General features: G+C 43.0%; 24 protein-coding genes, 1 rRNA gene and 1 riboswitch. Of the genes, 11 read left to right on the top strand and 14 right to left on the bottom strand.

Annotated elements, in window-relative coordinates:
• Positions 1–107 (top strand): 5S ribosomal RNA (rrf, locus tag ACP7BU_RS10385); the annotation flags it as partial.
• A 399-nt stretch (positions 108–506) separates the two neighbouring features.
• Here the strand turns inward: rrf and ACP7BU_RS10380 are convergent.
• From ACP7BU_RS10380 to ACP7BU_RS10355, 6 genes are all read right to left on the bottom strand, one after another.
• Positions 507–1,088, bottom strand: a complete 582-nt coding sequence (locus tag ACP7BU_RS10380) for a lytic transglycosylase domain-containing protein (protein ID WP_425878569.1) — start codon at positions 1,086–1,088, stop codon at positions 507–509.
• Positions 1,089–1,212: 124 nt separating this feature from the next.
• The gene (locus tag ACP7BU_RS10375) at positions 1,213–1,704 is read right to left on the bottom strand and encodes a GNAT family N-acetyltransferase (protein WP_005100090.1); all 492 of its coding nucleotides are present in this window, start codon (positions 1,702–1,704) and stop codon (positions 1,213–1,215) included.
• 113 nt (positions 1,705–1,817) lie between these two features.
• Positions 1,818–3,017 carry an acyl-CoA dehydrogenase family protein gene (locus tag ACP7BU_RS10370; protein ID WP_425878602.1) on the bottom strand — a complete coding sequence of 400 codons (1,200 nt, stop codon included), beginning with the start codon at positions 3,015–3,017 and terminating at the stop codon, positions 1,818–1,820.
• Positions 3,018–3,040: 23 nt separating this feature from the next.
• Entirely contained in the window at positions 3,041–4,327 is a 1,287-nt protein-coding gene (locus ACP7BU_RS10365; protein ID WP_425878600.1) for an acyl-CoA dehydrogenase family protein, read from the bottom strand.
• A gap of 244 nt (positions 4,328–4,571) precedes the next feature.
• Positions 4,572–5,948: an ABC1 kinase family protein gene (locus tag ACP7BU_RS10360; protein ID WP_004647106.1), complete on the bottom strand. Its 1,377-nt coding sequence runs from the start codon at positions 5,946–5,948 to the stop codon at positions 4,572–4,574.
• Positions 5,949–6,108: 160 nt separating this feature from the next.
• Positions 6,109–6,417 carry a hypothetical protein gene (locus tag ACP7BU_RS10355; RefSeq protein WP_005100098.1) on the bottom strand — a complete coding sequence of 103 codons (309 nt, stop codon included), beginning with the start codon at positions 6,415–6,417 and terminating at the stop codon, positions 6,109–6,111.
• Between the two features lie 200 nt (positions 6,418–6,617).
• On the opposite strand from ACP7BU_RS10355, the gene ACP7BU_RS10350 reads away from it, so the two are divergent.
• The 6 genes from ACP7BU_RS10350 (at position 6,618) to ACP7BU_RS10325 (ending at position 12,725) form a co-directional block, all read left to right on the top strand.
• On the top strand, positions 6,618–7,004 hold the full coding sequence (locus ACP7BU_RS10350) for a DUF1311 domain-containing protein (RefSeq protein ID WP_425878567.1): 387 nt from the start codon (positions 6,618–6,620) through the stop codon (positions 7,002–7,004).
• A gap of 203 nt (positions 7,005–7,207) precedes the next feature.
• On the top strand, positions 7,208–8,215 hold the full coding sequence (prmB, locus tag ACP7BU_RS10345; RefSeq protein WP_313390287.1) for a 50S ribosomal protein L3 N(5)-glutamine methyltransferase: 1,008 nt from the start codon (positions 7,208–7,210) through the stop codon (positions 8,213–8,215).
• Between the two features lie 13 nt (positions 8,216–8,228).
• Positions 8,229–9,323: a chorismate synthase gene (aroC, locus tag ACP7BU_RS10340; RefSeq protein ID WP_004280471.1), complete on the top strand. Its 1,095-nt coding sequence runs from the start codon at positions 8,229–8,231 to the stop codon at positions 9,321–9,323.
• Positions 9,324–9,389: 66 nt separating this feature from the next.
• A complete protein-coding gene (locus ACP7BU_RS10335) occupies positions 9,390–9,911 on the top strand; it encodes a GNAT family N-acetyltransferase (protein WP_425878564.1) in 522 nt (173 codons plus the stop codon).
• Between the two features lie 125 nt (positions 9,912–10,036).
• The gene (locus ACP7BU_RS10330) at positions 10,037–10,945 is read left to right on the top strand and encodes an AEC family transporter (RefSeq protein WP_425878562.1); all 909 of its coding nucleotides are present in this window, start codon (positions 10,037–10,039) and stop codon (positions 10,943–10,945) included.
• 312 nt (positions 10,946–11,257) lie between these two features.
• A riboswitch (glycine riboswitch) is annotated at positions 11,258–11,345 on the top strand.
• A 135-nt stretch (positions 11,346–11,480) separates the two neighbouring features.
• Entirely contained in the window at positions 11,481–12,725 is a 1,245-nt protein-coding gene (locus ACP7BU_RS10325) for a D-amino acid dehydrogenase (RefSeq protein WP_425878560.1), read from the top strand.
• 82 nt (positions 12,726–12,807) lie between these two features.
• Here the strand turns inward: ACP7BU_RS10325 and ACP7BU_RS10320 are convergent, their stop codons facing one another.
• Positions 12,808–13,461 (bottom strand): A1S_1983 family putative colistin resistance protein, encoded by a 654-nt coding sequence (locus ACP7BU_RS10320; RefSeq protein ID WP_425878559.1) that lies wholly within the window; start codon positions 13,459–13,461, stop codon positions 12,808–12,810.
• A 100-nt stretch (positions 13,462–13,561) separates the two neighbouring features.
• On the opposite strand from ACP7BU_RS10320, the gene ispF reads away from it, so the two are divergent.
• On the top strand, positions 13,562–14,050 hold the full coding sequence (gene ispF, locus ACP7BU_RS10315) for a 2-C-methyl-D-erythritol 2,4-cyclodiphosphate synthase (RefSeq protein WP_004731199.1): 489 nt from the start codon (positions 13,562–13,564) through the stop codon (positions 14,048–14,050).
• A 2-nt stretch (positions 14,051–14,052) separates the two neighbouring features.
• On the opposite strand, the gene ACP7BU_RS10310 is transcribed toward ispF, so the two are convergent.
• The 3 genes from ACP7BU_RS10310 to ACP7BU_RS10300 all read right to left on the bottom strand — a co-directional run bounded on the left by ACP7BU_RS10310 (position 14,053) and on the right by ACP7BU_RS10300 (position 16,751).
• Entirely contained in the window at positions 14,053–14,577 is a 525-nt protein-coding gene (locus tag ACP7BU_RS10310) for a protein tyrosine phosphatase family protein (RefSeq protein WP_005262777.1), read from the bottom strand.
• Between the two features lie 64 nt (positions 14,578–14,641).
• Entirely contained in the window at positions 14,642–15,733 is a 1,092-nt protein-coding gene (locus ACP7BU_RS10305) for a 3-deoxy-7-phosphoheptulonate synthase (protein ID WP_191112238.1), read from the bottom strand.
• A gap of 127 nt (positions 15,734–15,860) precedes the next feature.
• Complete coding sequence (locus ACP7BU_RS10300; protein WP_004280461.1) at positions 15,861–16,751, bottom strand: sulfite exporter TauE/SafE family protein; 891 nt, start codon at positions 16,749–16,751, stop codon at positions 15,861–15,863.
• 387 nt (positions 16,752–17,138) lie between these two features.
• Between ACP7BU_RS10300 and lpxB the strand changes: the two genes are divergently transcribed.
• A complete protein-coding gene (gene lpxB / locus ACP7BU_RS10295; RefSeq protein ID WP_425878556.1) occupies positions 17,139–18,311 on the top strand; it encodes a lipid-A-disaccharide synthase in 1,173 nt (390 codons plus the stop codon).
• Between the two features lie 2 nt (positions 18,312–18,313).
• Here the strand turns inward: lpxB and ACP7BU_RS10290 are convergent, their stop codons facing one another.
• On the bottom strand, positions 18,314–19,264 hold the full coding sequence (locus tag ACP7BU_RS10290; protein WP_425878554.1) for an AraC family transcriptional regulator: 951 nt from the start codon (positions 19,262–19,264) through the stop codon (positions 18,314–18,316).
• Positions 19,265–19,452: 188 nt separating this feature from the next.
• Here ACP7BU_RS10290 and ACP7BU_RS10285 point away from each other — a divergent pair, with 188 nt between their 5' ends.
• Positions 19,453–20,667 carry an alkane 1-monooxygenase gene (locus tag ACP7BU_RS10285; protein WP_425878553.1) on the top strand — a complete coding sequence of 405 codons (1,215 nt, stop codon included), beginning with the start codon at positions 19,453–19,455 and terminating at the stop codon, positions 20,665–20,667.
• 54 nt (positions 20,668–20,721) lie between these two features.
• Here ACP7BU_RS10285 and ACP7BU_RS10280 read toward each other — a convergent pair whose 3' ends face one another.
• Entirely contained in the window at positions 20,722–22,545 is a 1,824-nt protein-coding gene (locus ACP7BU_RS10280) for an acyl-CoA dehydrogenase (RefSeq protein ID WP_425878551.1), read from the bottom strand.
• Positions 22,546–22,623: 78 nt separating this feature from the next.
• On the opposite strand from ACP7BU_RS10280, the gene ACP7BU_RS10275 reads away from it, so the two are divergent.
• Entirely contained in the window at positions 22,624–23,604 is a 981-nt protein-coding gene (locus ACP7BU_RS10275; protein ID WP_312328673.1) for a GlxA family transcriptional regulator, read from the top strand.
• Positions 23,605–23,610: 6 nt separating this feature from the next.
• Here the strand turns inward: ACP7BU_RS10275 and ACP7BU_RS10270 are convergent, their stop codons facing one another.
• Positions 23,611–24,813 (bottom strand): MFS transporter, encoded by a 1,203-nt coding sequence (locus ACP7BU_RS10270; RefSeq protein ID WP_425878549.1) that lies wholly within the window; start codon positions 24,811–24,813, stop codon positions 23,611–23,613.
• Positions 24,810–25,253 (bottom strand): winged helix DNA-binding protein, encoded by a 444-nt coding sequence (locus ACP7BU_RS10265; protein ID WP_278357645.1) that lies wholly within the window; start codon positions 25,251–25,253, stop codon positions 24,810–24,812. Before ACP7BU_RS10265 ends, ACP7BU_RS10270 begins: the two co-directional genes overlap by 4 nt.
• Positions 25,254–25,324: the final 71 nt, after the last annotated feature.

Below are 25,324 nucleotides of genomic sequence, written 5' to 3'. Positions count from 1 at the left end.
CCATAGCAAGAGTGAACCACCTGATCCCTTCCCGAACTCAGAAGTGAAACCTCTTAGCGCTGATGGTAGTGTGGGGTTACCCATGTGAGAGTAAGTCATCGCCAGCTCATTATTCGAAAATCCCCCTCCGCTAAGGCAGAGGGGGATTTTTTTGTGCGTGGAATTTTAGATAAGATATTTAACATATCTATATCTCAAAGTTGATCAGATTCTTCTGAGACAGAGAATTCCTGTTAATTTGTTTGATCTATTGGGATCTCTGTAAAACTAGCGCTATAAGAGTTTACAAGCTGATCTTATAAACCTTACAAAATAAAAAACCAGCGAATCGCTGGTTTTTTATTGCAGACTATTTTAGCTGAATATATATATCATGGCTGAGATTAATAGGTTGTAGGTATACTTTCATGATAAAAACTTTAATGGAGACAATTAGCGATTATTATTTACCAAATATTAAATAAAATAGCCTAAGTATGGTTAAATTAATTCTCTTTATTCAGTCATTAGAGAGAGTCTTTTAGCATTTTTTTATGCTGTTTTACTTGGTTGGCATAACGTTTACCTTGTTTACGCATTTTACGATTATTTTCATAACCTGACGGACCTACATTATAATAGGCAAGCGCTTTCTTCCAGTCACCGGATGATTGATTATATTTAGAAAGAATATATGTACCACATTGGATATTACTGCTTTCATTGTATAAATCACCAGGGCAGGTTTGTTGCCAATATCTTGGAATCACTTGCATCAAGCCTACCGCACCTGCTGGCGAAGTTGCTTGGCTACGATAAGTAGATTCCTGATGAATCACAGCCGCCACTAGGAGCGGATCTACACCTTGATTTTGTGCATGTTGAACAATTAAAGGTGAAACACGATTAGCTGTACTGGATGGGGTAGAATAAGCAGTTTGAATGCCTTTAGACAGCTTAGCTGCGCGTTTTTCTACCGAGCCTCCGCCCAAGGATGAGCAACCCGCAAAAAGAAAAGTGCCCAATAAAATAGAAGAAAATTTAAAAGAATGAGAATTAAATAGTGAACATTTAGATTTAATTGGATTTAATAGATGAGAAAAAAACAAACTGTGAATTCCATGCCTGAATAAACGTATTTTGATGTTAGGCAGCCTATATACAAGAGTCAAGCTTGCTGCTGATGAAAGCACTTTATTAATGTACAAATTTTATCTATCTACTAAAAAATCTCTAAGTTGAAAGGTTTTTCAGCATCCAGATTTCACAGGCTTCACTATGTCCGGTATTGCCTTGAGGATGATCAAGATGCTGAAAACCTAATTTTTCATAAAGTTTCACCGCTTGCCAAAGCGCTTTAGTTGTTTCTAGATAGACTGACTTAATCTGATGAGCCTGTGCAAATTCACAGGATAATTCTAAAATTTTCTTGGCAAAACCCTGCTGACGGATTTCAGGTAAAAAGTACATCTTCTGAATTTCTAAAATAGTTGCATCACCTTTTAAGGGCGCAATTCCACCACCACCGTAAATTTTATTTTGTTGATCTACAACAACCCAGTAAGCTGATTCCGGTTGCTGATAAACTTGATATAGTTCATCTAGAATAGAATCACCTACGGCAAAACCAGATTCTGCTGCCAGTCCAAACTCTTGGGAAACACCACGAATAATGCTTGCAATTTGAGCATTATCTTCAGGCTGAATAGGACGAATAGAGTACATATTGGACTGATTTTATTTTGAAAAAACGATGAATTTTTATAACGCTAAATGCTTAAAAAAGCCATCGTTTATTCAATTTAGATAAGTTTAATTCGCTATTTAATGAGCAATCATTATTTTAATTCGCTCGATGATTTTCCTAATTCCCGACGGGCAATAATCAGTTGCTGAATTTGCTGGGTGCCTTCAAAAATATCCAGAATCTTGGAATCACGCGCCCATTTTTCCAAAAGTTCAGTTTCGTTATAACCAATGGCTGCTGCCAGTTCGACACATTTTAAGGTAATTTCATTACCGATCCGACCGGCCTTGGCTTTGGCAATAGAGGCTTCACGTGAATTTGGTTTGTGATTATCGGCCATCCAGGCGGCCTTCAGCATCAGCAAGCGTGCTGCTTCCCATTCAGCTTCCATACGATAGATTTGTGCTGCGATATTAGAGCTTTGTAAATACGGTGTGGTATAAGTGGAGTCCAGCTGATCCTTAAAAATCTCCTTGATGCGTTCCAGCGAGGCTTTCGCACAACCAATCGCCATGGCGGCGACCAGCGGGCGAGTATTATCAAAGGTTTCCATCACGCCAGCAAAGCCTTTAGCAACATCGATTTCTGCATGACCGAGCAAGTTTGCAGCAGGTACTCGACAGTTGATCAAGCTGATCGTGGCGGTATCGGATGATTTAATCCCTAATTTATGTTCCAGTCGTTCGACCTTCATTCCTGGAGTACCTTTGGTCACCACAAATGATTTAATAGCTGATCGTCCCAGCTTTTTATCCAGAGTTGCCCAAACGACCACTGCATCAGCACGCTCTCCAGAGGTCACAAAAATTTTCTCGCCATTCAGAATATAGTCATCACCGTCTTTAGTCGCAGTGGTACGAATTGCAGCGGAATCTGAACCGCAACCTGACTCGGTAATCGCCATGGCGGCCCAAGTTCCATGAAAACGGTGCAATTGTTCCTCATTGGCAACAGCTGCAATGGCTGAGTTTCCTAATCCTTGGCGTGGCATCGAGAGTAATAAGCCAGTATCGCCATAACACATTTCAATAATGCTTAGGGCGGTAGACATATTGATGCCATTTTTATTAGTCGTATCTGCATCGCCACGTTTATTGACTGCTGCACCGGCATTCATGCCTTCGCTACTATGATTCATACCGTCGACCACAGAAGCGAGCATGTCTAGTTCTATCGGATAAGCATGTTCAGCCTTGTCATATTTACGTGAAATCGGACGCAAAACATTGAGGGCAACTTCATGTGCTTGATCAATCAAAAGCTTAAATTTTTTTGGAGTTTGTAGATTCATCATTGTTCTTCTTTATGTTCTGATCAGGCATGTAAGCCAGAATGGAGAATGGCAGTGGCTCTTAGGTCTCTATACCAGCGTTCTACCGGATGTTCTTTGGTAAAACCATGACCACCCAAAATCTGTACACCATCGGTGCCTATTTTCATGGATTTTTCTGCGCAGAGCAGACGCGCTAGATAAGCCTCACGATGGAAAGCTTGACCGGATTCAGCCAGACTGGCGGCATTCAGGATCAGCATTTGCATCGCGTCAATTTCAATGGCCATATCAGCAATCATAAAGGCGACACTCTGACGATGAGAAATTGGTTCGCTAAAGGCAATACGGTCATTGGCATATTGCACACAGTATTTTTTGACTGCTTCACAGGTGCCCACTGCCATCGCACACCACATTAAATTACCCAGATCAACAAAAGCTGCATAATCAAAATCTTTATCTCCCAGACGTTGAGCTGGAGTATTTTCAAATTTGAGCGTAACGCTTTCAGTGGCCTTTAAACCCATAGCCGGCGATTTTTTCGCAGTGATGGTACTGTCGCGTTGCACCACAAAGACCTCAGCTCTGCCATCCAGATCAGCACTGACCAGATACAGATCGGCACTTTCTCCCAAGAGCACTAAGGTCTTTTCACCCAGAATTAGATAATGTCCCTGATGTGCAACAGCCTTGGTTTTAAGTTGCTCTGGGTTAAACGCTGCTGTTTTTTCCTGTACTGCAAAGGTGGCCTTTAACTCAGGATTCTCTGCGAAAGCGCCCAGATATTCTGCCTGAATCTGCTCTGAGCCCCAGCGGGTAATGGCGTTAATGACACTAAAAGTCGAAAGTAAGCCAGCCGTCAGACTGAAATCACCCTGAGCCAAATGTTGAGCGATTAAAATATTGCTGACAATATCCTGTTCTGATGCAACGCCCCCCAATGCTTCAGGCAGGGCATAGAAATTCAGACCTAAATCAGTGCTGTATTGCCAGAGTTCATGGGGAAATAATTCATGCTGATCTGCATCATGCGCCAAGGGATATAGCACCTCTTGGGCAAATTGCTGCATGGCATTACAGGTCATTTGCTGTTCTTCAGTCAGGTTCAGATCAAATAAGGATTTGGACTGATGCGGCAGACGCTGTTTTTGAATCTTCTGGCCAGATTTCAGGATTTTCTGGGTTTGACTCAGGGTTTTGAATCCTGCTTTTGAACTTTGATAAAGTGATTTTTCTACAAATTTACGCAGTTTTAATTGATCTAATACTTCGCTGCCCGCGATTTTTGTCAGTAGGGATAAGCCAAATCCTTGGGCTTTATTCACCATATTATTCATTCTGATTATCCTAAAGGTGTTGTCACGTTATTTTTTTAATACTGACATGTGCTCAGATATAAAACTATGTCGTAGGTGACAAGATTAATTGACAATTTTTAGGTTTAGGGGATTGAAGGAAGGGGTGAATAAATCAATGAAAATTAAAAGAAAGATAAAAATATAAAAAATCGAATATGTCTAAAAATTGACCCGAATGACAAAATTATCCGGGTCTTTTTGATATTGGTTTATTTTAAGAGAGATGATGTTTAATCATGGCACGCACATTGGTTTTGGCATCAATCACGGTCATAAAGGTATAGGCACCAATAAATTTACGGCTAATAAACATAAATTCTTTGGGTGGAACACTGAAATAACGTGAAGCCATAGATCTCGATGCCTGTTGCATCACACGGCTATGCAGCTGGCTTTTTTTCCAGTCATAGCGATTATGTTCATCCATGATGCCAGCTGGCAATTCTTGATTATTTAGCGGTGAACTAAACGCTTCGGTGGCCAGTAAAAAGACTTTGGCCATATCCGGTTTGATGCTTTGCGGAATCGAATCAAAAAACTCATAACCAGTCATCGCCTTGACCATCATATCCGAGTCATGATGATAGCCTGCCTGGATCAGGTTACGCGCAACACTGAGCAGATGCTGGTCAAACTGGCGGATCGCGCCAAAGTCGAGCAGAATGATCTTGTCGTGCACATCTGCACCATTGCCCAGACGAACCAGATAATTACCAAAGTTCGGATCGGTTTGCATCTCGCCCCATTCGAAAATTTCACGTACTGCAATTTCCAGAGAGGCTTCCCCTAACTGGTTGCGGCGTTCTTGGGGCAGGGATAACATTACCGGGCTATTGATCGGCACACCACGTTCAAAAGTCATGCATAGCACACGATCAGAGCAATATTCATTAATAATGGTCGGGACGATATAGCGCGGATCATCTTTTAAACGTGCAGCAAAACGACGCGTGGTATCTGCTTCAATCTGATAATTTACTTCACGGTGCATCATCTCACGGACTTCATCGAACCACTGGTCGAATTCTCGGGTCTGCGGCACGATACGGGTCAATTTCAGCATATTTTTAAACAGGCTCATATCCGAATCAATGGCTTCTGCCACACCTGGGTATTGAATTTTTAACACCAGTTCCATGCCGTCAGATTTTCGGGTAGCGCGATGTACCTGTGCCAAAGAAGCTGTGCCCAAAGGTTCATGATCAATGGTGAGATCGTCGAGTTTAGAACCAAGTTGTTGCTGTAACTGGGTCTTGATGGCTGGCCATGCCAATGCCACCGTCTGATTGTTCAGGGTATTTAGAGCCTGAGTGACTTCTTCTGGCAGAAAATGCTCACCGTACAGCGCCATCATCTGGCCAATTTTAACGATAGACCCTTTCAGCTTGCCAATTTCCGCTACCAGATAATCGGCCTGTTCTTTCATGGCTTTTTTACGTTTTTTTTCTTTTTCTTCTTCGCTTGAGAACATGGAGCTTGCACTAGAAGCCGCCCAACGCGTGCCTGCCAGCAAGGATGCCTTTGCGATCGATAAGCGTCGATCCATAGAGGAGGTTTTCAGTTGTTTAAGCTTATCGTTCTGATCTGACATGTAAACTCGATCCTTTCATCATCAGCATGAAGCAGAATAAATCATTGTAAGGGATAGTAGCGTTTCTGCACGTATTAAAAAAGTTTAAGCCGCTGAATTCATAGTAAAAGCTAGGCAAGCTTTCATTTATTCACCAACTTGTATCAGTTTAGACAGGGCATTATGCCATTTGAAATTGGATTTTTAATTCAGATCGTTGTTGTAACTGTTGTTTATTTGTTTGAATATGTTGATGAATCAGGCGCTGTACGCTGTCATGCATGAAGCCCAAAGCATAGCCTTTTACAATCACAATACTTGGCAAGCCAAAAAACAGATATTTAGCATCGTCCAATGTCGCATCGGTAAATACGCCATGTTGCATTAAGGTCGACTGCAAAAATACCTTTTCTTGCTGCACCTGACTGGAGGCTTGATCATTCCAGTAATTCTGGCGCATCGCCATAAGATTATTGTGCTTATAGCTCATGGATCTGGGCTCGTTTGAAGATTGAATGCGGATTATATGTGGGTCATGGGCCAATTTTCAATTGTGCAACTGTTTAATCTTTCAGTCCGAGAAAGGCATAGGATTTTTGTCCGGACTGCGTTAATATCAGTGGATAATTAAACAATATTGATTGTTAAAACATTTATTGGGATTGTACCGGTTTCGGTCAAGGGGAAGTTATGCGTCTTGCATGGTTTTTAGTTGCAATTTTTGCGGGTACTACGGTTCAGACACAGGCTGCTGTTGGGTATTCCAAGGAATATACACAGTGCATGAATTTTAGTTATGGTAATACACCCAAAGCGGAAAAATGCCTGGAAAAAGAGCTGAAAGTTCACAATAAACGTCTGAAGAAAAACTATAAAACTTATCTTAAATTGAATCCGAATCAAACCGCCGCCATTCGCAGTCAGCATGTATTGTGGGAGCGTAAACTGGCCCAGCAATGTAATTTTAGAATGTCAGGAAAATATGCCAAACAGCAACAAGGGCAATGTATGCTGGCTTTGATTATGGATCAGGCCAATCTTTATCAATCTCGTTCTTATGCGTCCGGTTTTCGATAAATCATCATAGTATTAGCATCGGCATTTAACAGAAACATCCCTGAATAAAGTAAACATTTATAATCATGATCGCTCACAAAAACAGGAATTTTATAATTTTTGTGAGCGTAGAGAATTCGTGTTTTTCATGCTTTAGCATTATAAAAGCAGGCAAAACAAGGTATCATAAGGCGTTTAAAAAAATGACCTTGGAGACGCCTTAAGTGGATCGACCGACTATTAGCCCTGAACATATGCAGGAAGCCGCTGAAAATTTAACCACCATTCGTGATTTTATTCGTTTTGGTGTGACAGCATTACGTCAATACGATGCACATTTGGGCCAAGGCACAGAAGATTATTTTGCTGAAAGTTCAGCGCTAGTGCTGCAAACCCTGTCGCTAGAATGGAAAGCGGACGCTGAAATTTTAGATGCCAAATTATTACCAAGTGAAAAAGCCGAATTTTTAAGTCTGCTGGAACGCCGTATTAATGAAAAAGTTCCAACTTCATATTTATTGAATCTGGCTTACTTTGACGGCAAACCCTACTATGTCGATGAGCGTGTGCTGATTCCACGTTCACCGATTGCTGAACTGATTCAGAACCGTTTTGCCCCGTATTGCCTGGGTGAACATGGTCAAATGGGTGAAGCGGTTAATAACTTGCCGGAAAACCCGAATCCGAAGATACCACAACGCATTCTAGATATGTGTACCGGTTCCGGCTGTATCGCAATTGCCTTGGCTTATGCTTTCCCTGAAGCGGAAGTAGATGCGACTGATATTTCGAAAGAAGCCTTGGAAGTTGCGCAAATCAATACTGAGCATCATGACAAGCAATATCAGATCGCTTTACTTGAATCAGATCTGTTTGAAAAAATTCCAGCTGAAAACCAATACGATTTAATCGTATCTAATCCGCCGTATGTCGATGCGGAAGATATGGCTGATTTGCCTGAGGAATTCCATCATGAGCCTGAGCTTGCACTTGCTGCAGGTCAGGACGGTCTGGATCTGGTGCGTAAAATGCTGGCTCAAGCAGCAGATTATCTGACTGAGAATGGCCTGATCGTGATCGAAGTGGGTAACTCAGAATGGGCGATGCGCCAAAACTTTAATTCGGTTGATTTCTACTGGTTGCAATTCCAGAAAGGTGGTACTGGTATCTTTGCATTGACTGCAGAGCAATGCCGTACCTACCGTGATTTATTTATTCAGTCTATTGCATAAGGAGTCGTTTGACATGGCAGGTAATAGTATAGGGCAACTGTTCCGTGTAACGACTTGTGGTGAATCTCATGGTGTTGGCCTGATGGCCATCATCGATGGGGTTCCACCCGGCATTGAGCTGACTGAAGCTGATTTGCAAAAGGATCTGGACCGCCGTAAGCCGGGTACATCGAAATTTGCAACCCAGCGTAAAGAACCCGATGAAGTAGAAATTATTTCCGGTGTGTTTGAGGGTAAAACCACGGGTACTTCAATTGGTTTGTTAATTCGTAATACGGATCAAAAATCGAAAGACTACGGCAATATCGCACAAACTTTCCGCCCGGGTCATGCTGACTATACCTATACCCAAAAGTATGGTTTCCGTGATTATCGTGGTGGCGGCCGTTCAAGTGCGCGTGAAACGGCAATGCGTGTTGCAGCGGGTGCCATTGCCAAGAAATTCCTTTTTGAGAAATTTGGCATTGAGATTCGTGGTCATGTAACCCAAATCGGTACAGAAAAAGCAGAAAAACTGGACTGGAATGAAGTTCCAAACAATCCGTTTTTCTGTGGTGACGTGGATGCAGTACCACGTTTTGAAGCGCTGGTCACGTCTTTGCGTGAGCAAGGCACCAGTTGTGGCGCTAAACTCGAGATCATTGCATCTAAAGTACCTGTGGGTTGGGGCGAGCCTGTATTTGACCGTTTAGATGCAGATATTGCCCATGCCATGATGTCGATTAATGCCGTTAAAGGTGTAGAAATCGGTGATGGCTTTGGCGTCGCTGAACAGTTTGGTCATGAAAGCCGTGATGAACTCACCACAGAAGGCTTCCTGGCCAATCATGCTGGCGGTATTCTAGGTGGTATTTCTAGCGGTCAGGACATTCGTGTTGCGATTGCCTTGAAGCCAACTGCGTCTATTACCACGCCGGGTAAAACCATCAATATTGAGCGTGAAGATACTGATGTACTGACCAAAGGCCGTCATGATCCTTGCGTGGGCGTGCGTGCAACCCCGATTGCTGAAGCGATGCTGGCGATTGTGCTCATGGATCATTTCATGCGTCACCGTGCGCAAAATGCCGATGTTGTTGCGCCATTTGCACCGATTGAACCTAAATAATTTGCTTTAACTTTAAAGTGAAATTGTTTTAAAGTCAGACTTCGGTCTGACTTTTTTATTTATAAAATGAATCACTATAAAAATATACGATTGGCAAGCAAGGCTGATATTCAGCAACTTACCATACTGATTAATACAGCTTATCGTACTCCGGGTGGATGGACGACTGAAGCAGGAATGATCCAAGGTGATCGTATTCAAGAAAAACAGTTATATGACTTGCTCAATTTAGAAAATTTTCAGCTGTTTGTGTTGGAAATTGATAATAAGCTTCTTGGTTGTATTGGCGTGAGCTTAGGGCAGCAAGTAGCAGAGATTGGAAGCTTTGCTGTTGCACCTGCTGAGCAAAACTCGGGTTATGGCAAGCAATTATTGGACTTTGCCGAATCCCATATTTTCGAAATATTTAAGAAGAACGTGATTCAGATGTCAGTGTTAAATGTTCGTACTGAACTGTTGGCATATTATCAGCGCCATGGCTATCAGCTGACTGAAAAGATTGAAGCATATCCACTGGGTCAAAATGTCGGAGAACCGTTGATTCCGTTACATTTGCTGATTTTAGAAAAAATCAGCAAATCAATATGATTAGTTGATGAAAATTCAAGCTTTTTACTGCTTAAATTGAGTAGTGGGAAAGCTCCTGAACATGCTAAGTTTTCTGTTCAGTCTAAGTGACTTAAGATTAGGCAGAAAACAGACCAGGATGTCATATGCTGCATATTATTTTAACTTCTTTATTTCCTCTCATCGGACTGATCAGCTTTGGCTATTTACTTAAGCGCAGGCAATGGTTGAGTGATGATTTTTGGCGAGGCGCAGAAAAGTTAAATTATTATGCACTGTTTCCGGTGATGCTGTTTTTAAATCTGGCCACTGCCAAGATTCAAATGGATGTCATTCAGGATGTAGTGCTTGTCGTATTTAGTATAATGGCTGTGGTCAGTATTGCACTGTATATTTTGCGTCATATTTACCAGATATCTTATGCGCGTTTCGGCGTCTATGTTCAGGGCTTGCTGCGCTTTAATACCTATATTGGCCTTGCTGCTGTTAGTGCCTTATTTCATCAGCAAGGTATGACCATCTTCGCGGTGATCATGGTGCTGTGTATTCCTTTGGTGAATGTCTTGTCAGTGCTGGCATTTACCCGTAGCCACGATATGCAGCTGAAAAAAATCGTCCTGGATTTGTCTAAAAATCCATTAATTTTAGGCTGTATAGTGGGTGGTTTATTTAATCTTTCCGGTTTGTCACTCTGGACTGGAACAGAGCAGTTCCTTAAACAGATTGCACTGTGCAGTTTGCCGCTCGGTTTGATGTGTGTGGGAGCAGCCTTACAGTTTCAGGGTTTTCAGCGTGATGTATTGCCACTCAGCCTGATAACCTTTGGTCGCCTGTTCGGAATGCCGCTGATTGCATTTTTAGTGTGTAAAATTTTCCAGATTGATGCATTAACTACTCAGGTATTGGTCTTGTTCTTTGCACTTCCTACCGCCTCAGCTTCGTATGTCTTAACCCGGGTGTATGGTGGCGATAGTGAGTTAATGGCCAGTATTATCAGTGTACAAACAGTGGTCGCAGCAGGAAGCTTAGTACTGATGCTTTCTTGGATTATCTAAAATTCTAGAATAAATGATAAAAGTCTAAATTTTGCTTTGGATGACATATACTTTGAATTATTAAAATAGCCTAAGCAAATGTTGAGTTCTATTTAAACGCCAAAATTAAATAAGTTCTGGAATTTTATAAAGGATAGAACTTGCTCATTTTACTTAGGACAGCAAAATCTAAAAATTTGATATCTAGGCAATATCCTCCACCACCCATGTATGCTCTTAATTAAAAAGAATCACAGATAAATTCACGTGAATTAACATAAATAAAAACTGTGTTTTTCCTAAAAATGGTATATAAATTGCTCATGATAATAAAACATTATTGCAGGAGAGAAATGCTTCTGCATTCGCCGAAGGAGCAAGTTCCCAGGAAACTCTCAGGCAAAAGGACTGTGATAATGGATAAAAACTCTGGAGAGAAGTGTTCAATCACTCACCGAAGGGGAAGGTGGCCGCATTGATGTGCAATGTATCTACCGAAGCTCTCAGGTACACATGACAGATGGGAAAAGACATCAATATAATCAAGGAGGTGTCTATGCGTCATGTCGTAGTGATTGGGGCCGGTATTACCGGAGTAACCACAGCTTATGAGCTGGCACAATCAGGCTATCAAGTGACTGTGGTTGATCGGCATCTTTATCCGGCAATGGAAACATCCTTTGCCAATGGCGGCCAGCTTTCTGCCTGTAATGCCGAAGTATGGAACCAGAAAGCCACGGTACTCAAAGGCATCAAATGGATGTCACAAATAACCGCACCACTTTTGCTCAATCCTTCTTTCAGTGTGCATAAATACAGCTGGCTCATGGAATTTCTGGGCAATATCAAACATTATGAAGCCAATACCCGAGAGACTGTACGGCTGGCTTTACTGGCAAGAGCACGCTTATTTGAAATTGCCGAAACAGAAAATATTGATTTCAATTTAGAAAAACGTGGAATTTTACATTTTTATCATAACAAGACAGATTATGATGTTGCGATCAAAGTCAATGATCTGTTGTGTAGCGGTGGTCTGGAGCGCAATGCCATTTCCAATGCAGAAATCAAGCAGATCGAACCTGCATTAACTGGCGATTATTATGCAGGATTTTACTGTCAGAGCGATGCCACCGGGGATATTCATAAATTTAGTACCGGTTTGGCCAAAGCCTGTATGCAAAAAGGCGTGAAATTTGAGTTTGGTCAAGATGTTTTTGTTGTTGATCATCAGGCTCAGAATATTCGGGTTAAATGCAAACCTAGTACTGAAAATGTCCATTCCTCTCCAGAGGATGTTCTGGAAATTAATGCAGATGCCATTGTGGTCTGTGCAGGGGTTGGCAGCTATCAATTGGCTGAAATACTTGGTGAACGAGTCAATGTCTATCCAGTCAAAGGCTACTCGATTACCGTGCAACTGAATGATGAGCAGAGCCAGAACAACGCACCTTGGGTCAGTCTGCTAGATGAAAGTGCGAAAATTGTCTTGTCACGCCTAGGCAAGGATCGTTTGCGTGTTGCAGGAACAGCCGAGTTTAATGGCTATAACCGGGATATTCGTGCTGACCGAATTCAACCTTTAATTGACTGGACCAATCGTAATTTTGACCTGTGTACTGAGCATGTTGTTCCGTGGGCAGGCTTACGCCCCATGATGCCAAATATGATGCCTGTGGTACGTCGTGGCAAACATGAGCGGGTCTTTTACAATACCGGACATGGTCATCTGGGCTGGACTTTATCAGCTGCAACGGCTGCGATGATTAGTCAGGAAATTGCGCAATACTATCCAGCTTAAATTGATAGCCCGCTTGCGGGCTATTTTTTACACCAAAAATCTCATTTTATATGACAATAAATTTTAATATTTTTAAATTAAATCAATCATATAGTCGATAAATACCGGTAAATCGTTCACAGCCTTTCTGCTGGCTACTGACCGCTAAAATGGCTTTACTATAGTTAAACTCATAGCGGCAGTCATTTTCATTATCGGTGATCTGGTTTTTTGTCTCAGGCGTGGTATAGGCTAAAAAAGGAACGGTCTGCTTCTCGGTCCGGTTATTTGGATTACGATATGCCAGGCCTTCAATCTTGATCCGGTCTTTGGTCAGTTGATGAATCTTGAGATGCACGGGCTGCTTGGCGATTTGTCCCTGTTCAAACTTAATATAATGCTGGGTCAGACTTTGATTCAGTGAAATATAGACATTTAAATCATCTAAACGCCATTCAAACTGCTGTTTAAAACAGTCTAGCGTTTTGCATTGCTGTAAGCGGGTCGCCCATAGTTGTTGGCTATCTTGTAATAAACGCACAGGCGCATCGGTAATCAGAAAAGCAGTAAAGTATTGGTCTGCGAGTTTTGCACGAGATTCAGCCAACGATGCTGAGCAGACTTTATTCATGGCAGCCGTTTTTTGGCTGTCATCGCTACAGTCCATTGTGATCGCCGAGCTACCCGTAGAAATCATCCCCAGGCCGAGCATCAGGCCAATTATTTTCAACATATTTATATCAGTTTTCAGTAGCATGATCGCTTATACTTTCACTGTGTTACGCTTGGTCTAACTATAGCGAAATAGAAAGCAAGTGTACAAGATTTCAATGGGCTATTTCTAAAGGATGTATAAGGTGATCGCACAAATTCGTATTGGCCAGGGTCTGGATGTGCATGCATTTGAAGAAGGTGATTTTGTCACTTTGGCAGGCATTCAAATTCCGCATACTCAAGGTCTGAAAGCACATTCGGATGGTGATGTGGTGCTGCATGCACTCTGTGATGCTTTGTTGGGTGCATTGGCGCTTGGAGATATTGGCCAGCATTTTCCGGATACAGATCCTGAGTTTAAAGGTGCAGATAGCCGGGTACTACTCAAGGATGTCTATCAGCTGATTCTGGATCGTGGCTATCACCTGAATAATGCTGATATTACCGTGGCTTGTGAACGTCCAAAACTGGCTAAGCACAATCTGGCGATGCGTCAAAGTATTGCAGATGTCTTGGATGTTGATGTGACTCAAATCAGTATCAAAGCCACCACCACTGAACAGTTAGGTTTTACCGGTCGTCAGGAAGGAATTATGTCCATGGCAACCGTGCTGTTGAGCCACAGCAAATAAAATTAGGCAAAATAATTTGGATTAATCAAGGAAAGTTCCAGTTCCTGAGTTGCTTTACGGCCTTGTAGCTGTAGGGCAACCGCATGCATTAAACCGGTCCAGGTTTCATTCGGTTCCCAGATCTGATGCAAGTGTTCTTGTGCTGTAGGCAGATCCATATCCATATAGTACTGACGATATAAGTACATCAGACAACTGACATGGTAGTTTTGCGAACAATGTACCCAGACCATTTGCTCTTTTACCAGATGATCGATCAGATCCAGTACCAGCAGACATTGATTGTCTGAAGGTGTTTCCCAGGAAATCGGAACTTGAATATAGTTCAGTCCCAGCTCAAGGCAAATTTTATCTTCATGCGGCAGATACTGTTCGCTATCGGTCAGCGCCACATTGATGACTGTAGATACACCGTATTCTTTCATCAGCTTTAATTGTGCAGTGGTCGGTTGACCGGAGCTAAACAGATGCTCGTGTATGAACTGAAAATTCTCAATCTGGCTTAATGCCGTTTCAATATCATTCATCAGATAAATTTTCCTTGTTCTAGAAATGCAAACGCCATCTTGGCGATGGCGTTGGTCAGATCATTTAACGATTAGGTAAAATGTCTTTCAATGCCTCATGCATGTCGAGTAAGACTTTTTCAGTGGTTTCCCAGTCGATACAGCCATCCGTAACGGATTGACCGTACTCCATATCACAAAGGTTAGCAGGAATATCCTGACGACCACCTTTAAGATGACTTTCTACCATAATACCAACAATTGACTTGTTTCCATCAAGAATTTGTTCGGAAATGTTTTTAAGTACAAGTGGTTGCAGGTACGGGTCTTTGTTAGAGTTGGCGTGGCTGGCATCAATCATGATCTTGGTGCTGACTTTGGCCTTGGCTAGCGCGGCTTCTGCATCGGCAACCGAGCCTGCATCGTAGTTCGGCTTGCCATTACCGCCACGCAGTACCACGTGAGCATAAGGATTGCCTGAAGTGCGAATCACAGCCACCTGGCCTTGATCATTCAGACCGAGGAAGCTGTGACCATGTTTCACAGATTGCATCGCATTGGTCGCGACCGTTAAACCGCCATCAGTACCATTTTTAAAGCCGACTGGTGAAGAAAGACCAGAAGACATTTCACGATGGGTCTGGCTTTCTGTGGTACGTGCACCAATTGCTGACCATGAAATCAGGTCTTGGTAATACTGTGGCGAGTTTGGATCAAGTGCTTCAGTGGCACATGGCAAGCCCATTTCATTCAGTTCAAGTAATAGCTTGCGACCGATACGCAGACCTTTTTCAATATTGAATGAATCATTCATGTCTGGGTCATTGATCAGACCTTTCCAACCTACGGTAGTCCGTGGTTTTTCAAAATAAACCCGCATCACGATATATAAGCTGTCTTTAACTTTTTCGCTCAGCACTTTTAAGCGCTCAGCATATTCATGCGCCGCCTCTGGATCGTGAATAGAACAAGGGCCAATTACAACGAACAGGCGTTTGTCTTCACCATCCAGAATTTTACGAATCGTTTCACGACCATGCAGTACGGTTTGATAAGCAGTTTCAGTCAACGGTAACTCTGCTTTAAGCTCAGCAGGGGTTACAAGAGGAATCATGCTGTGGATATTCACGTCATCAATATCTGATGCTGAAATAGGATTTGACTGTTGTGTATTCATTGCCGTCACTGGTTCGATCATACAAAAGGTTGTTTAATAGCCCGAATATAACATGAATGATGCGTCACTTTGTTATAAAAAAGATGAATACTTCTTTGAAAAAAAAGTGATGAATCGGATAGTTAACTTAAACGGACGGGGAATTTTGATTCACAATTATCATTGCTGTTTCAGCAGGTTGAGCCGGTTTTGATTTTACAGGATTAATCATGAAATTCACGCCCAGCGCAAATAGGGTAATACCTAAAATTTTGCGGATCAGTTTTTCCGGCATACGTGAGCTGAGTAAAGTGCCGACAATAATCGCCGGAATAGACCCCACCAATAACCACATGAGCAGCATGAAATCGACGTTGCCTGAAGACATATGACCCAGCCCTGCGACCAGTGTCAGTAATACCGCGTGCACCACGTCAGAGCCAATGATACGAATCATCGGCAGATTCGGGAACATCACTACAAGTGCCATGATGCCAAATGCGCCGGCACCCACTGAAGAGAGCGTGACAAATATGCCCAAGATAATGCCCATGATGATGATAGCAACGCGCTTTTCTTTGGCTTGCAGCTTCACTTTTTCCAGATCCTGCGTCATATCCGGTAGTTCTTGTTTTCTGTATTTATTAAAAAGATTTTCGATCTGGGTGCGAAACAAAATGGATAAGCCGGTAATAGTCAGCATAAAGCCCAAGACCATGGTCAGGACGGCTTTGTAATGCGTCGATTGGCTCAGATAGTTCTCGAGTACCCAATGCGTTGCAAAAGATGCGGGAATACTGCCAACGGCCAGCCAGATCACAATCGGCCAGACAATATTCATTTTCTTGGCATGCACAAACGAGCCACAGAATTTAGAAATCGCGGCATAGAGCAGGTCAGTACCAATCGCGATATGCGGTTCAATCCGGAATAAACTGATAAGAATTGGCGTCATTAATGAACCGCCACCGACACCGGTGACACCTACACAAAAACCTACCAGAACGCCTGCTAAAATAAATTCAATCGGACCAAACATGCATATATGCCAAAATCAAAAAACGAGCATATCTTATGACTTTTGGATATAAGTCGTTGTCTTGATTATTGATTTACTTATGCATAAAAAAGATAAAGCTAGGTGAAGAATATTAGCTGATCTTTCATGTTTATTCACTGGAGTATGTATAAAGTGTGAATATGATGATTGATTTTAACTGCCCGATTTAACCCATTTTTGTCTAATTTAATGTAGCTGTAAATGTCGATTTAATTCTTGTTATGCAAGCTCGATCATTGACTAAGTCATTCTAAACGGTGGGTTTCTTAAAATGAGAAGATACTTAAGCTTCTTCCGGAATAGCCATAGGATTATGTTAGAATCCCGATTCAATAAATTTCCATGCGGATCTGAGAGGAAACCCACTTGCTAAATCGAAAACTTAAAATTGGAATCGTGGTCGGTGAAGTTTCTGGAGATACGCTTGGCGCAAAATTGATTCGCCGTTTTCGTGAGCAAGGCATTGATGCTGAATTTGAAGGTATCGGTGGTCCACAAATGATCGCGGAAGGTTTTAAAAGTTATTATCCGATGGATATTCTGTCGGTGATGGGCATTGTCGAAGTTTTAAAAGATATTAAAAAACTTTTTGCTGTGCGGGATGGTCTGGTGGAAACCTGGAATAAAGATCCGGTCGATATTTTTATCGGGATTGATGCGCCTGATTTTAACCTGCGTTTGTCAAAAACCATTAAACAAAAACAGTTACCGATTAAAACCGTGCAATACGTCAGTCCTTCGGTCTGGGCATGGCGTCAAGGCCGTATACATGGCATTAAAGCCAGTATTGATCTGGTACTGTGCCTATTTCCATTTGAAAAAGCCTTTTTCAAGCAATGGGATGTTCCGGCAGCTTTTGTTGGACATCCGCTCGCCAGTCAGTTGCCGCTTGAAAATCCGATTCTGGATGCTCAGACAGAATTAGGTCTGGATCCACATCAGAAATATATTGCCTTATTGCCAGGCAGTCGTCGTGGCGAGATTGAGCGTTTGGGACCTTTGGTTCTGGATGCTGCCAATATTCTGCATCAGAAACATCCGGATTATACCTTTCTGATTCCTGCGATTAATGATGCGCGTAAACAGCAAATCGAAAGTTTATTGGCCACTTATCCTGAGAGCTTAAAAGCCCAGATTCGCCTGATGGAAAATACCAGCGCTGAGTCCAAAATTGGCCGTCAGGTCATGAATGCATCCAATATCATTGCACTGGCGTCTGGAACTGCAACGCTTGAAGCGATGTTGCTGCACCGTCCGATGGTGACTTTTTATAAATTGCACTGGCTGACCTATCGAATTGCCAAATTACTGGTAAAAATCCCATATTTTTCATTACCAAATATAATTGCTGGCAAAAAAGTGATTCAAGAACTCATCCAATCCGCTGCTACACCTGAAAATCTGGCAGCTGAAATTGAAAAACTGATGGATATTGAAGCAGCACAGATTCAGGTTATGCAGCATATCACCATGCACAAACAGCTACTTTCTGGCAATAGCGAAGACCCGGTCAAAGCAGTACTGGCGTTAGTCCAGTAATTTTAGTCTGATAATAAAGACTGATTCTTCTGACAATTCAGCCGGTATTGAGTAGGTGTTAGTTCAAACTGTTTTTTAAAACTTTGACTAAACGCCGTCTCGGATGAATAACCGACCAGATAGGCGATCTGCTGGATACCAAATCCACTATTTCGTAAATATTGCGCTGCCAGACGCAGGCGGTGCTGTTGCAGATAGGCAAGGGGTGGCTCACCGACAATCTGGGTAAACAATTGGGCGAATTTGGAACGTGACATATGACACTGTTCGGCCAGACTTTCTACGGTCCAGGACTGTTCAGGTTTGCCATGAATCGCCGCCAGTGCATTAGATAATTCCGGATGCGAGAGCGCATTTAGCCAGCTCGAGGCATTTTCCAAGTTTAAAATATAATCACGCACGCATTCAATCAGTAAAATACTGACCAGATGATCCAGAATCTTGTCACGTCCGGGACGAAGCTGCTGGGTTTCCAGTGCCAGAAACTGCAAGCCAACCTGTAACCACTCCGGTGCGGTATCGCCCAGAATATGCTGAATATGCAGGTATTCAGGTAAGGCACTCAAAAGAGGTTTGGCCATCTGGATATCCAGGCTGGAACGAATGGCCAGTATGAAACTATGCTCCCTCGAATTTTCCCGATTGAGATCGATACATTGCTGTGCATGGCTCTGAAAATAAGGATTAATCGCATGGTGCTCAGAAAAATCGGCATTGTCTGGGCACGAAACATGATGGGCGGAACCTGCGGGTAATAGCACCAGATCACCTTGCTGCAGCTCCAGCCGATCACCATTCATAAACTTTAATTGGGCCTGTCCCTGTAACAGGATATAGGCCAGCATAAAAGGCTCATGCTGATAATCAAAGCCGCCTGGATGAAATACATTCAGATAAAGATATTCCGATTTTTCCAGATGAATATCATCAAAAATTTTACTTAAAGCATCCATGCCTAACTCTATTCTTCTGTTTTATTTCATTTAATTGACTATAGATTTTTTAACTTTGTGATTTTAGGCCAGAATTTGGCAGCATGTGCCAAAGACGCTGACATAGTTTTTCTGGACGTTGAATACTGTTCGCTACTGCTGAAATATTCAACTATAAGTGCAGAGTAACATAAAAAAGGAAGGTCGCAATGAATGCCTCTGCACAAATCCAGAAAGCGCAGTTTACGCAGGAAGCGTCGGCACTAAAAGGTGTAAAGCTGGATAAAAAACGTTTTGGCTGGTTGCTCAGCCCAGGTCTGCCTGTGATCGGAATGGGAATTCTGGCCGGTTATCATTTTGGTCCCAAAGCGACTCAAAAAGTCTTTGCGATGGGCGGGCCTTTATTACTGCATGTAATCATTCCGACATTGGACGCACTGATTGGCGATGATGCCAATAATCCAAATGATGCGCAGATCAAGGCACTGGTTAACGATCCTTATTATGACCGCATTGTAAAAGCATTTATTCCCTTGCAAATGGCAGCCAATGCCTTTGCCGGCTATGTCGTAAGCCGGCCAAATGTGTCTTTGCTGGATCAGATACTGCTGGGAGTTTCTATGGGTGCGATTAATGGGGTGGGCGTGAATACCGCACATGAACTCAGCCATCGTCCACAGAAAAAAGACCATTACTGGTCTCATGCCAGCCTGATGCCTTTGGGCTATAACCATTTCCGGATTGAACATCCTTATGGACACCATAAACGGGTGGCCACGCCTGAAGATCCGGCATCTTCGAAAATGGGTGAATCTTTTTACCGTTTCTGGCCACGTACCGTAATAGGCGGATTAAAATCTGCAATCCAGATTGAAAAAAGACGGCTCGAGCGTAAAGGACTGAAATTCTTTAGTCAGGAAAATGAACTGTTTCATGGTTGGGCCATGAGTGCTGGCTATCATGCCTTGATGCTGAAGGCGTATGGCAAGAAAATTATTCCTTATACACTGACACAGGCATTTTATGGCGTCAGCCTGTTTGAGATTGTGAATTATATCGAGCACTACGGACTAAAACGCGGACAGAAAGCGGATGGCAGTTATGAGCGAACCTTGCCGGAACATAGCTGGAACAATAATAATATTGTGACTAATCTGTTTTTGTATCAGTTACAACGCCATTCTGACCATCATGCCTTTCCAAGCCGTCCATTTCAGGCGTTGCGACATTTTGATGAAGCGCCAGAATTACCGAGCGGTTATGCAACCATGCTGATTCCAGCCTTGATTCCACCTTTATGGTACAAAATCATGGATCAGCGGGTATATCAGCATTATCAGGGCGATTTAAGCAAGGCCAATATCTTGCCTTCCAAGCGTGCCAAGCTGTTTAAAAAATTTGGTGTAAATGACTCTATCGGTTAATGAATTACAAAATAAAAATGCGCCGATAAAGGCGCATTTTTTGATGAATTTTGCCTAGAACCAGTCGGCTTGCATATTCAGGCAAGTATCATCGAGATTCATCAGTAATTTGGCCTGATGCTCAATTTCAGGGAGTTCCCAGCGAATAAAATATTGAGCTGCCTGAATTTTCCCTGCCAGAAAAGTCTGATCTTCTGCCTGCGAAGATGTCCCAAACTTGAGTTGAGCCTGATTCGCCATTTCCAGCCATAGCCAAGATATAATAGTTTTGCCCATCATATCCAGATACAGTCCTGAATTGGCCAAAGCCTCACTGACTTTGCCTTGATGCAAGGCCTGGCCTAAAATCTGTGTAGTCTTTTGCACAGTGGCAAGATGCTGTTTATAGATCTCTGCCAGTTCCACTATCTTAGGTTCATAAATTTCTAACAAGGTCTTCTGGATGCGCTGCATGAGCAGATTGAGCCCTTTGCCATTGTGCTGCCAGAGTTTACGTCCCAGCAGATCCAGAGATTGAATGCCGTAAGTTCCTTCATGAATCGGATTGAGCCGGTTATCACGATAACATTGCTCCACTGGATATTCACGGGTATAACCCGCGCCGCCCAAGACCTGAATGGCCAGATCATTGGCTTTCGGACCATAGGCAGAAGGGAAAGATTTGACTACCGGGGTGATGAGATCAAGCAGAATTGCACTATCTTCATCTTGAGCTGCCTGATGTTCATCAATTAATCGGGCTGCAAATAAGCAAAGTGCCAGCGAACCTTCTACATACGACTTTTGCGCCAGCAGCATGCGTTTGACATCGGTATGTTCAATGATATTCACTGGTTTCGAGTCAGGTGTTTTTTCATGAACTGGACGGCCTTGTGGACGGTTTTTAGCATAATCCAGAGATTCCAGATAGCCACGATAACCAATCATGGCTGCGCCCAGACCGACACCTACACGTGCTTCATTCATCATTTTGAACATGTATTTTAAGCCATGACCGGGTTCACCAATTAAATAGCCTAAGCAATTATCATTTTCTCCAAAGCTTAAAACTGTAGATGTAGTACCTCGATAGCCCATTTTGTGTAGTAAGCCAGCCAGCTGTACATCATTAGCTTCACCGAGTGAACCATCCTCGTTGGTTTTGAATTTTGGTACGATAAACAGGGAAATTCCTTTCACGCCTTGCGGCGCATCCTGAATCCGCGCCAAGACCAGATGCACAATATTTTCGCTAATGTCCTGATCGCCACCCGAAATAAACATTTTCTGGCCTTTAATTTTATAAATTCCATCTGCCTGAGGAATCGCTTTAGTGGTCAGATCGCCCAAAGAGGAACCTACATTCGGCTCTGTCATGGCCATGGTGCCAGCAAAGCGGCCACTCAACATATGCGGTAGGAATATTTGCTTTTGTTTTGGGGAGGCAAAAGCCTGTATCAGGTTCGCCGCAGCGGCCGTTAGAAAAGAATAAGCCACGGTGGACGGATTGGCCGACATAAAATAAGCATTGCAGGCCATATTCACCAAAGTGGGCAGTTGCATGCCACCATCTGCATAATCATGCTGGGCGCAAAGCAGGCCGGCATCGGCAAACTGTTGCCAGGCTGTCTTCACTTCATCAATGGTTTTGACCTGTTTGCCATCAAAGTTCGGTTCTTGTTGATCAGCTTTGGCATTATGCGGCGCAAAATAATCAGTCGCGATACCTTTTGCCGTTTCCAGAATACTGTCGAAAGTATTTTTGTCATGATCCTGATAGCGTTGCAGTTTAGTCAGCGCTTCAAGTTTGAATACGTCATAAAGCTGGAAATGCAGATCTTTATCATTAATCAGTTGGGTCACGGTACTGTCCTGAATGTGCAATCCTTGAGATAGCATCAAGACTAGCAGTTGCTTTTATTGAGGAGGATTGTCAATAATGACATGAATCGGGTGAAAAGTGACAATTAGTAAAGTATGCAACAGGTGGTGATTTTAGGCTTTCATGGGGCTCTGGCTTCGGCCATTACGGGTGTGGTCGATTTATTTACCATGGCTGGCGTAAGCTGGAACCGGATCCAGCAGCAGGACGTACAGCGCCTGTTTAAGGTGAGTATCGCCAGTCCGGAGGGACATCCGATTCGGTGTATCAATGGGCTGCAGTTGCAGGCACATTTTTCTTATCAAGAGATTCAAACTGCAGATATTCTGGTGGTACCGACCATCGCTGCACCGATTCAGGATGTATTGCAACAGAATCCAGAACTGATTCATTTTTTAAAATCTGCACATGCAGAGGCGACTTTAATTGCAGGAAACTGTACGGGGAATTTTTTTCTGGCAGAAGCAGGCATTTTAGATGACCGGATTGCAACAACACATTGGGGTTTTCAGGAAGTGTTTCGTTCACGCTATCCTAAGGTGAAACTGAATGCCGATCTGATGATTAGCCGGGATCAGAATATCTATTGTGCAGGTGGAGGCCTGGCCTGGTTTGACCTAGGTTTGCATCTGATTGAGCGCTTGTATGGCTTTGAGGTGGCCATGCAATCGGCTAAATCTTTCGTAATTGATTACCGCCGTGATAGCCAGTTGTCTTATTCATTGCTGAATATTGGCCAGCCGCACCATGATGAACTGGTACAAAAAATCCAGAACTGGCTAGAGCAGCATTTTCATGAAGATTTTAGTTTGAACGAGCTGGCGGAACACTTTAATGTGACTGGCCGAACCCTGATTCGACGCTTTAAACAAGCCTTAGACATACCGCCCAATCAGTATTTACAAGCAATCCGGATTGAAGCCGCCCGTAAACGACTGGAAGAAACCGATCAAGCTGTGGATGTGATCATGCAAAATGTCGGCTATCAGGACCCAAGTTCATTCCGCCGTTTATTTCATAAAAAAACCGGTCTGACGCCGTTGGAATACCGGCGCCGGTTTAGCCGGCGCTTTTAAAAGCGTTTAATGAGAAGGCTGTATTTTTCCTGCTTTCCGGCCATGCAGCAAGTAATACCAGATCAGACAGCTCAGGGTGAGCAGCGCAGAGAACAGATAAAGCTGGCGGTAACCAATCTGGTCCAGCAGCATACCCAGAAAATACGGGCCAAAACCAAGACCGGCATCCAGGGCAATAAAGAAGGTTGAGGTTGCGAGTCCCATACGCTGTAATGTCGTACTTTTCACCGCAATGGTTTGACACACTGACTGGATATTCCCAAAACCAAAACCGAGTAACGCTGCACTAGTGAGTAACATCACAGAGTTTTGCGCCTGACTGAGTAGCAATATTCCCAGTGCCATAATCACAATGGCAGGATAGATAATGATATTTTCGCCTTTACGATCCATGAGCGGGCCGGTAAAAGGACGCGAAAGCAAAATGGCAAAGGCATACATTAAGAAAAAGAATGATGCTGCTTCGACCAGATTAATGTCTTTGGCATAAAAATGAATAAAGGACAATATACCTGAATAACACGTCGCTACTAGCAACACAATCACGGCAATGGGTAAGGCATTCGGTTCAATATATTGGGCCAGTTTGCTGGTGCTTTGTGGAGTAGATGATGAGCTTAGCGTACTGGCTTTAAGACGTGGTGGCTGGATAAACAGTCCACAGATCAGGCAGCTGAGCGCAACGATACTGGTAAAGATGAAAATTACCTGATAATTAAAATTTGTCATCAACCAGATTCCGACAAAGGGACCAATCGCTGTGCCAAGGGTACTGCTCATGCTGAAATAGCCAATTCCTTCACCACGTCGTGTGGCAGGAATGGTCTGTGCAATCACTGTACCCAGTACAGTAGAAGCCATACCCATCATAAAGCCATGTATCAGACGGATGCCCAGTAAAACTTCCAGCTTGGCCGGAATCATATATAGTCCGGAAAAGAGCAGAAAGCCAGTCAGGCCAATGACAAGCGTATTTTTTAGGCCCAGACGATTCAGTAATTTTCCGATCAATAATCGTCCAAATAACGTACCCACAATAAACAGACCTGATACCAGACCGGCTTGTGCAGTCGATGCACCTAGCTCAGCCACCGAGTAGCCGACAATCACAATCACCAGCAGATAGAACACCAGAACCAACTGGAAATTCACCAGACTGATCAGGATAAAATTGGGCGTCCATAAAAGCGCTTCTTGTTCTTGGCTCATTGAGGTTTGTCCTGAGATGAGGGATGTAACTGCTGTATGAGTTGGATTAAGGTTTTTTTACTGCCTTCAAGATCATCTGATGCAATGTGCTCAAGCAACTGATCTTCAAATGCATCGATCTGTTTGGAACACATCGCAAAGGTCTCAATTCCTTGCTCACTCAATTTGAACAGCTTTTGACGTTTGTCTTCAGTTTCGAGTTGGGCAATCAGATCGAGTTCAACCAGTTGCTGAATCCGCTTGGTAATACCGGGCTTGGATACATTGAGATAACTGGAAATATCTGCCAGCGTGCATTGTTGCTTTGACTGGATGACGTATAACACCTGCCATAAAGAATAATTCAATTGTGATGACAACAAGATCGTATTGATCTCATCGCTCATCAGTCGTGCGCAGCGTAATAACAGCGTACGAAGTCGGGGAGATTCGGAAAACATATGGTTAGTTAACCTGGGTAACTAAATTTAGGCCTAATTTACGCCTGTTTTATCTAAAGCTCAAGAGGAGA

The organism is Acinetobacter sp. 40AMC3-4 (assembly GCF_049898185.1).
GTDB lineage: Bacteria > Pseudomonadota > Gammaproteobacteria > Pseudomonadales > Moraxellaceae > Acinetobacter.
The sequence above is the reverse complement of the archived record's forward strand: the minus strand, read 5'-3'. Positions and strand labels throughout refer to the sequence as shown.

Bases quoted from the DNA above. Each gene is read 5' to 3' on its own strand.
- ACP7BU_RS10265 (WP_278357645.1), bottom strand. From the start codon at position 25,253: ATGTTTTCCGAATCTCCCCGACTTCGTACGCTGTTATTACGCTGCGCA.
- ACP7BU_RS10360 (WP_004647106.1), bottom strand. From the start codon at position 5,948: ATGTCAGATCAGAACGATAAGCTTAAACAACTGAAAACCTCCTCTATG.
- ACP7BU_RS10335 (WP_425878564.1), top strand. From the start codon at position 9,390: ATGAATCACTATAAAAATATACGATTGGCAAGCAAGGCTGATATTCAG.
- ACP7BU_RS10280 (WP_425878551.1), bottom strand. From the start codon at position 22,545: ATGCTATCTCAAGGATTGCACATTCAGGACAGTACCGTGACCCAACTG.
- ACP7BU_RS10370 (WP_425878602.1), bottom strand. From the start codon at position 3,017: ATGAATCTACAAACTCCAAAAAAATTTAAGCTTTTGATTGATCAAGCA.
- ACP7BU_RS10375 (WP_005100090.1), bottom strand. From the start codon at position 1,704: ATGTACTCTATTCGTCCTATTCAGCCTGAAGATAATGCTCAAATTGCA.
- ACP7BU_RS10310 (WP_005262777.1), bottom strand. From the start codon at position 14,577: ATGAATGATATTGAAACGGCATTAAGCCAGATTGAGAATTTTCAGTTC.
- ACP7BU_RS10325 (WP_425878560.1), top strand. From the start codon at position 11,481: ATGCGTCATGTCGTAGTGATTGGGGCCGGTATTACCGGAGTAACCACA.
- ACP7BU_RS10320 (WP_425878559.1), bottom strand. From the start codon at position 13,461: ATGCTACTGAAAACTGATATAAATATGTTGAAAATAATTGGCCTGATG.
- ACP7BU_RS10290 (WP_425878554.1), bottom strand. From the start codon at position 19,264: ATGGATGCTTTAAGTAAAATTTTTGATGATATTCATCTGGAAAAATCG.
- aroC (WP_004280471.1), top strand. From the start codon at position 8,229: ATGGCAGGTAATAGTATAGGGCAACTGTTCCGTGTAACGACTTGTGGT.
- ACP7BU_RS10270 (WP_425878549.1), bottom strand. From the start codon at position 24,813: ATGAGCCAAGAACAAGAAGCGCTTTTATGGACGCCCAATTTTATCCTG.
- ACP7BU_RS10355 (WP_005100098.1), bottom strand. From the start codon at position 6,417: ATGAGCTATAAGCACAATAATCTTATGGCGATGCGCCAGAATTACTGG.
- ACP7BU_RS10305 (WP_191112238.1), bottom strand. From the start codon at position 15,733: ATGAATACACAACAGTCAAATCCTATTTCAGCATCAGATATTGATGAC.
- ACP7BU_RS10275 (WP_312328673.1), top strand. From the start codon at position 22,624: ATGCAACAGGTGGTGATTTTAGGCTTTCATGGGGCTCTGGCTTCGGCC.
- ACP7BU_RS10365 (WP_425878600.1), bottom strand. From the start codon at position 4,327: ATGGTGAATAAAGCCCAAGGATTTGGCTTATCCCTACTGACAAAAATC.
- ACP7BU_RS10330 (WP_425878562.1), top strand. From the start codon at position 10,037: ATGCTGCATATTATTTTAACTTCTTTATTTCCTCTCATCGGACTGATC.
- ACP7BU_RS10300 (WP_004280461.1), bottom strand. From the start codon at position 16,751: ATGTTTGGTCCGATTGAATTTATTTTAGCAGGCGTTCTGGTAGGTTTT.
- ACP7BU_RS10350 (WP_425878567.1), top strand. From the start codon at position 6,618: ATGCGTCTTGCATGGTTTTTAGTTGCAATTTTTGCGGGTACTACGGTT.
- ACP7BU_RS10285 (WP_425878553.1), top strand. From the start codon at position 19,453: ATGAATGCCTCTGCACAAATCCAGAAAGCGCAGTTTACGCAGGAAGCG.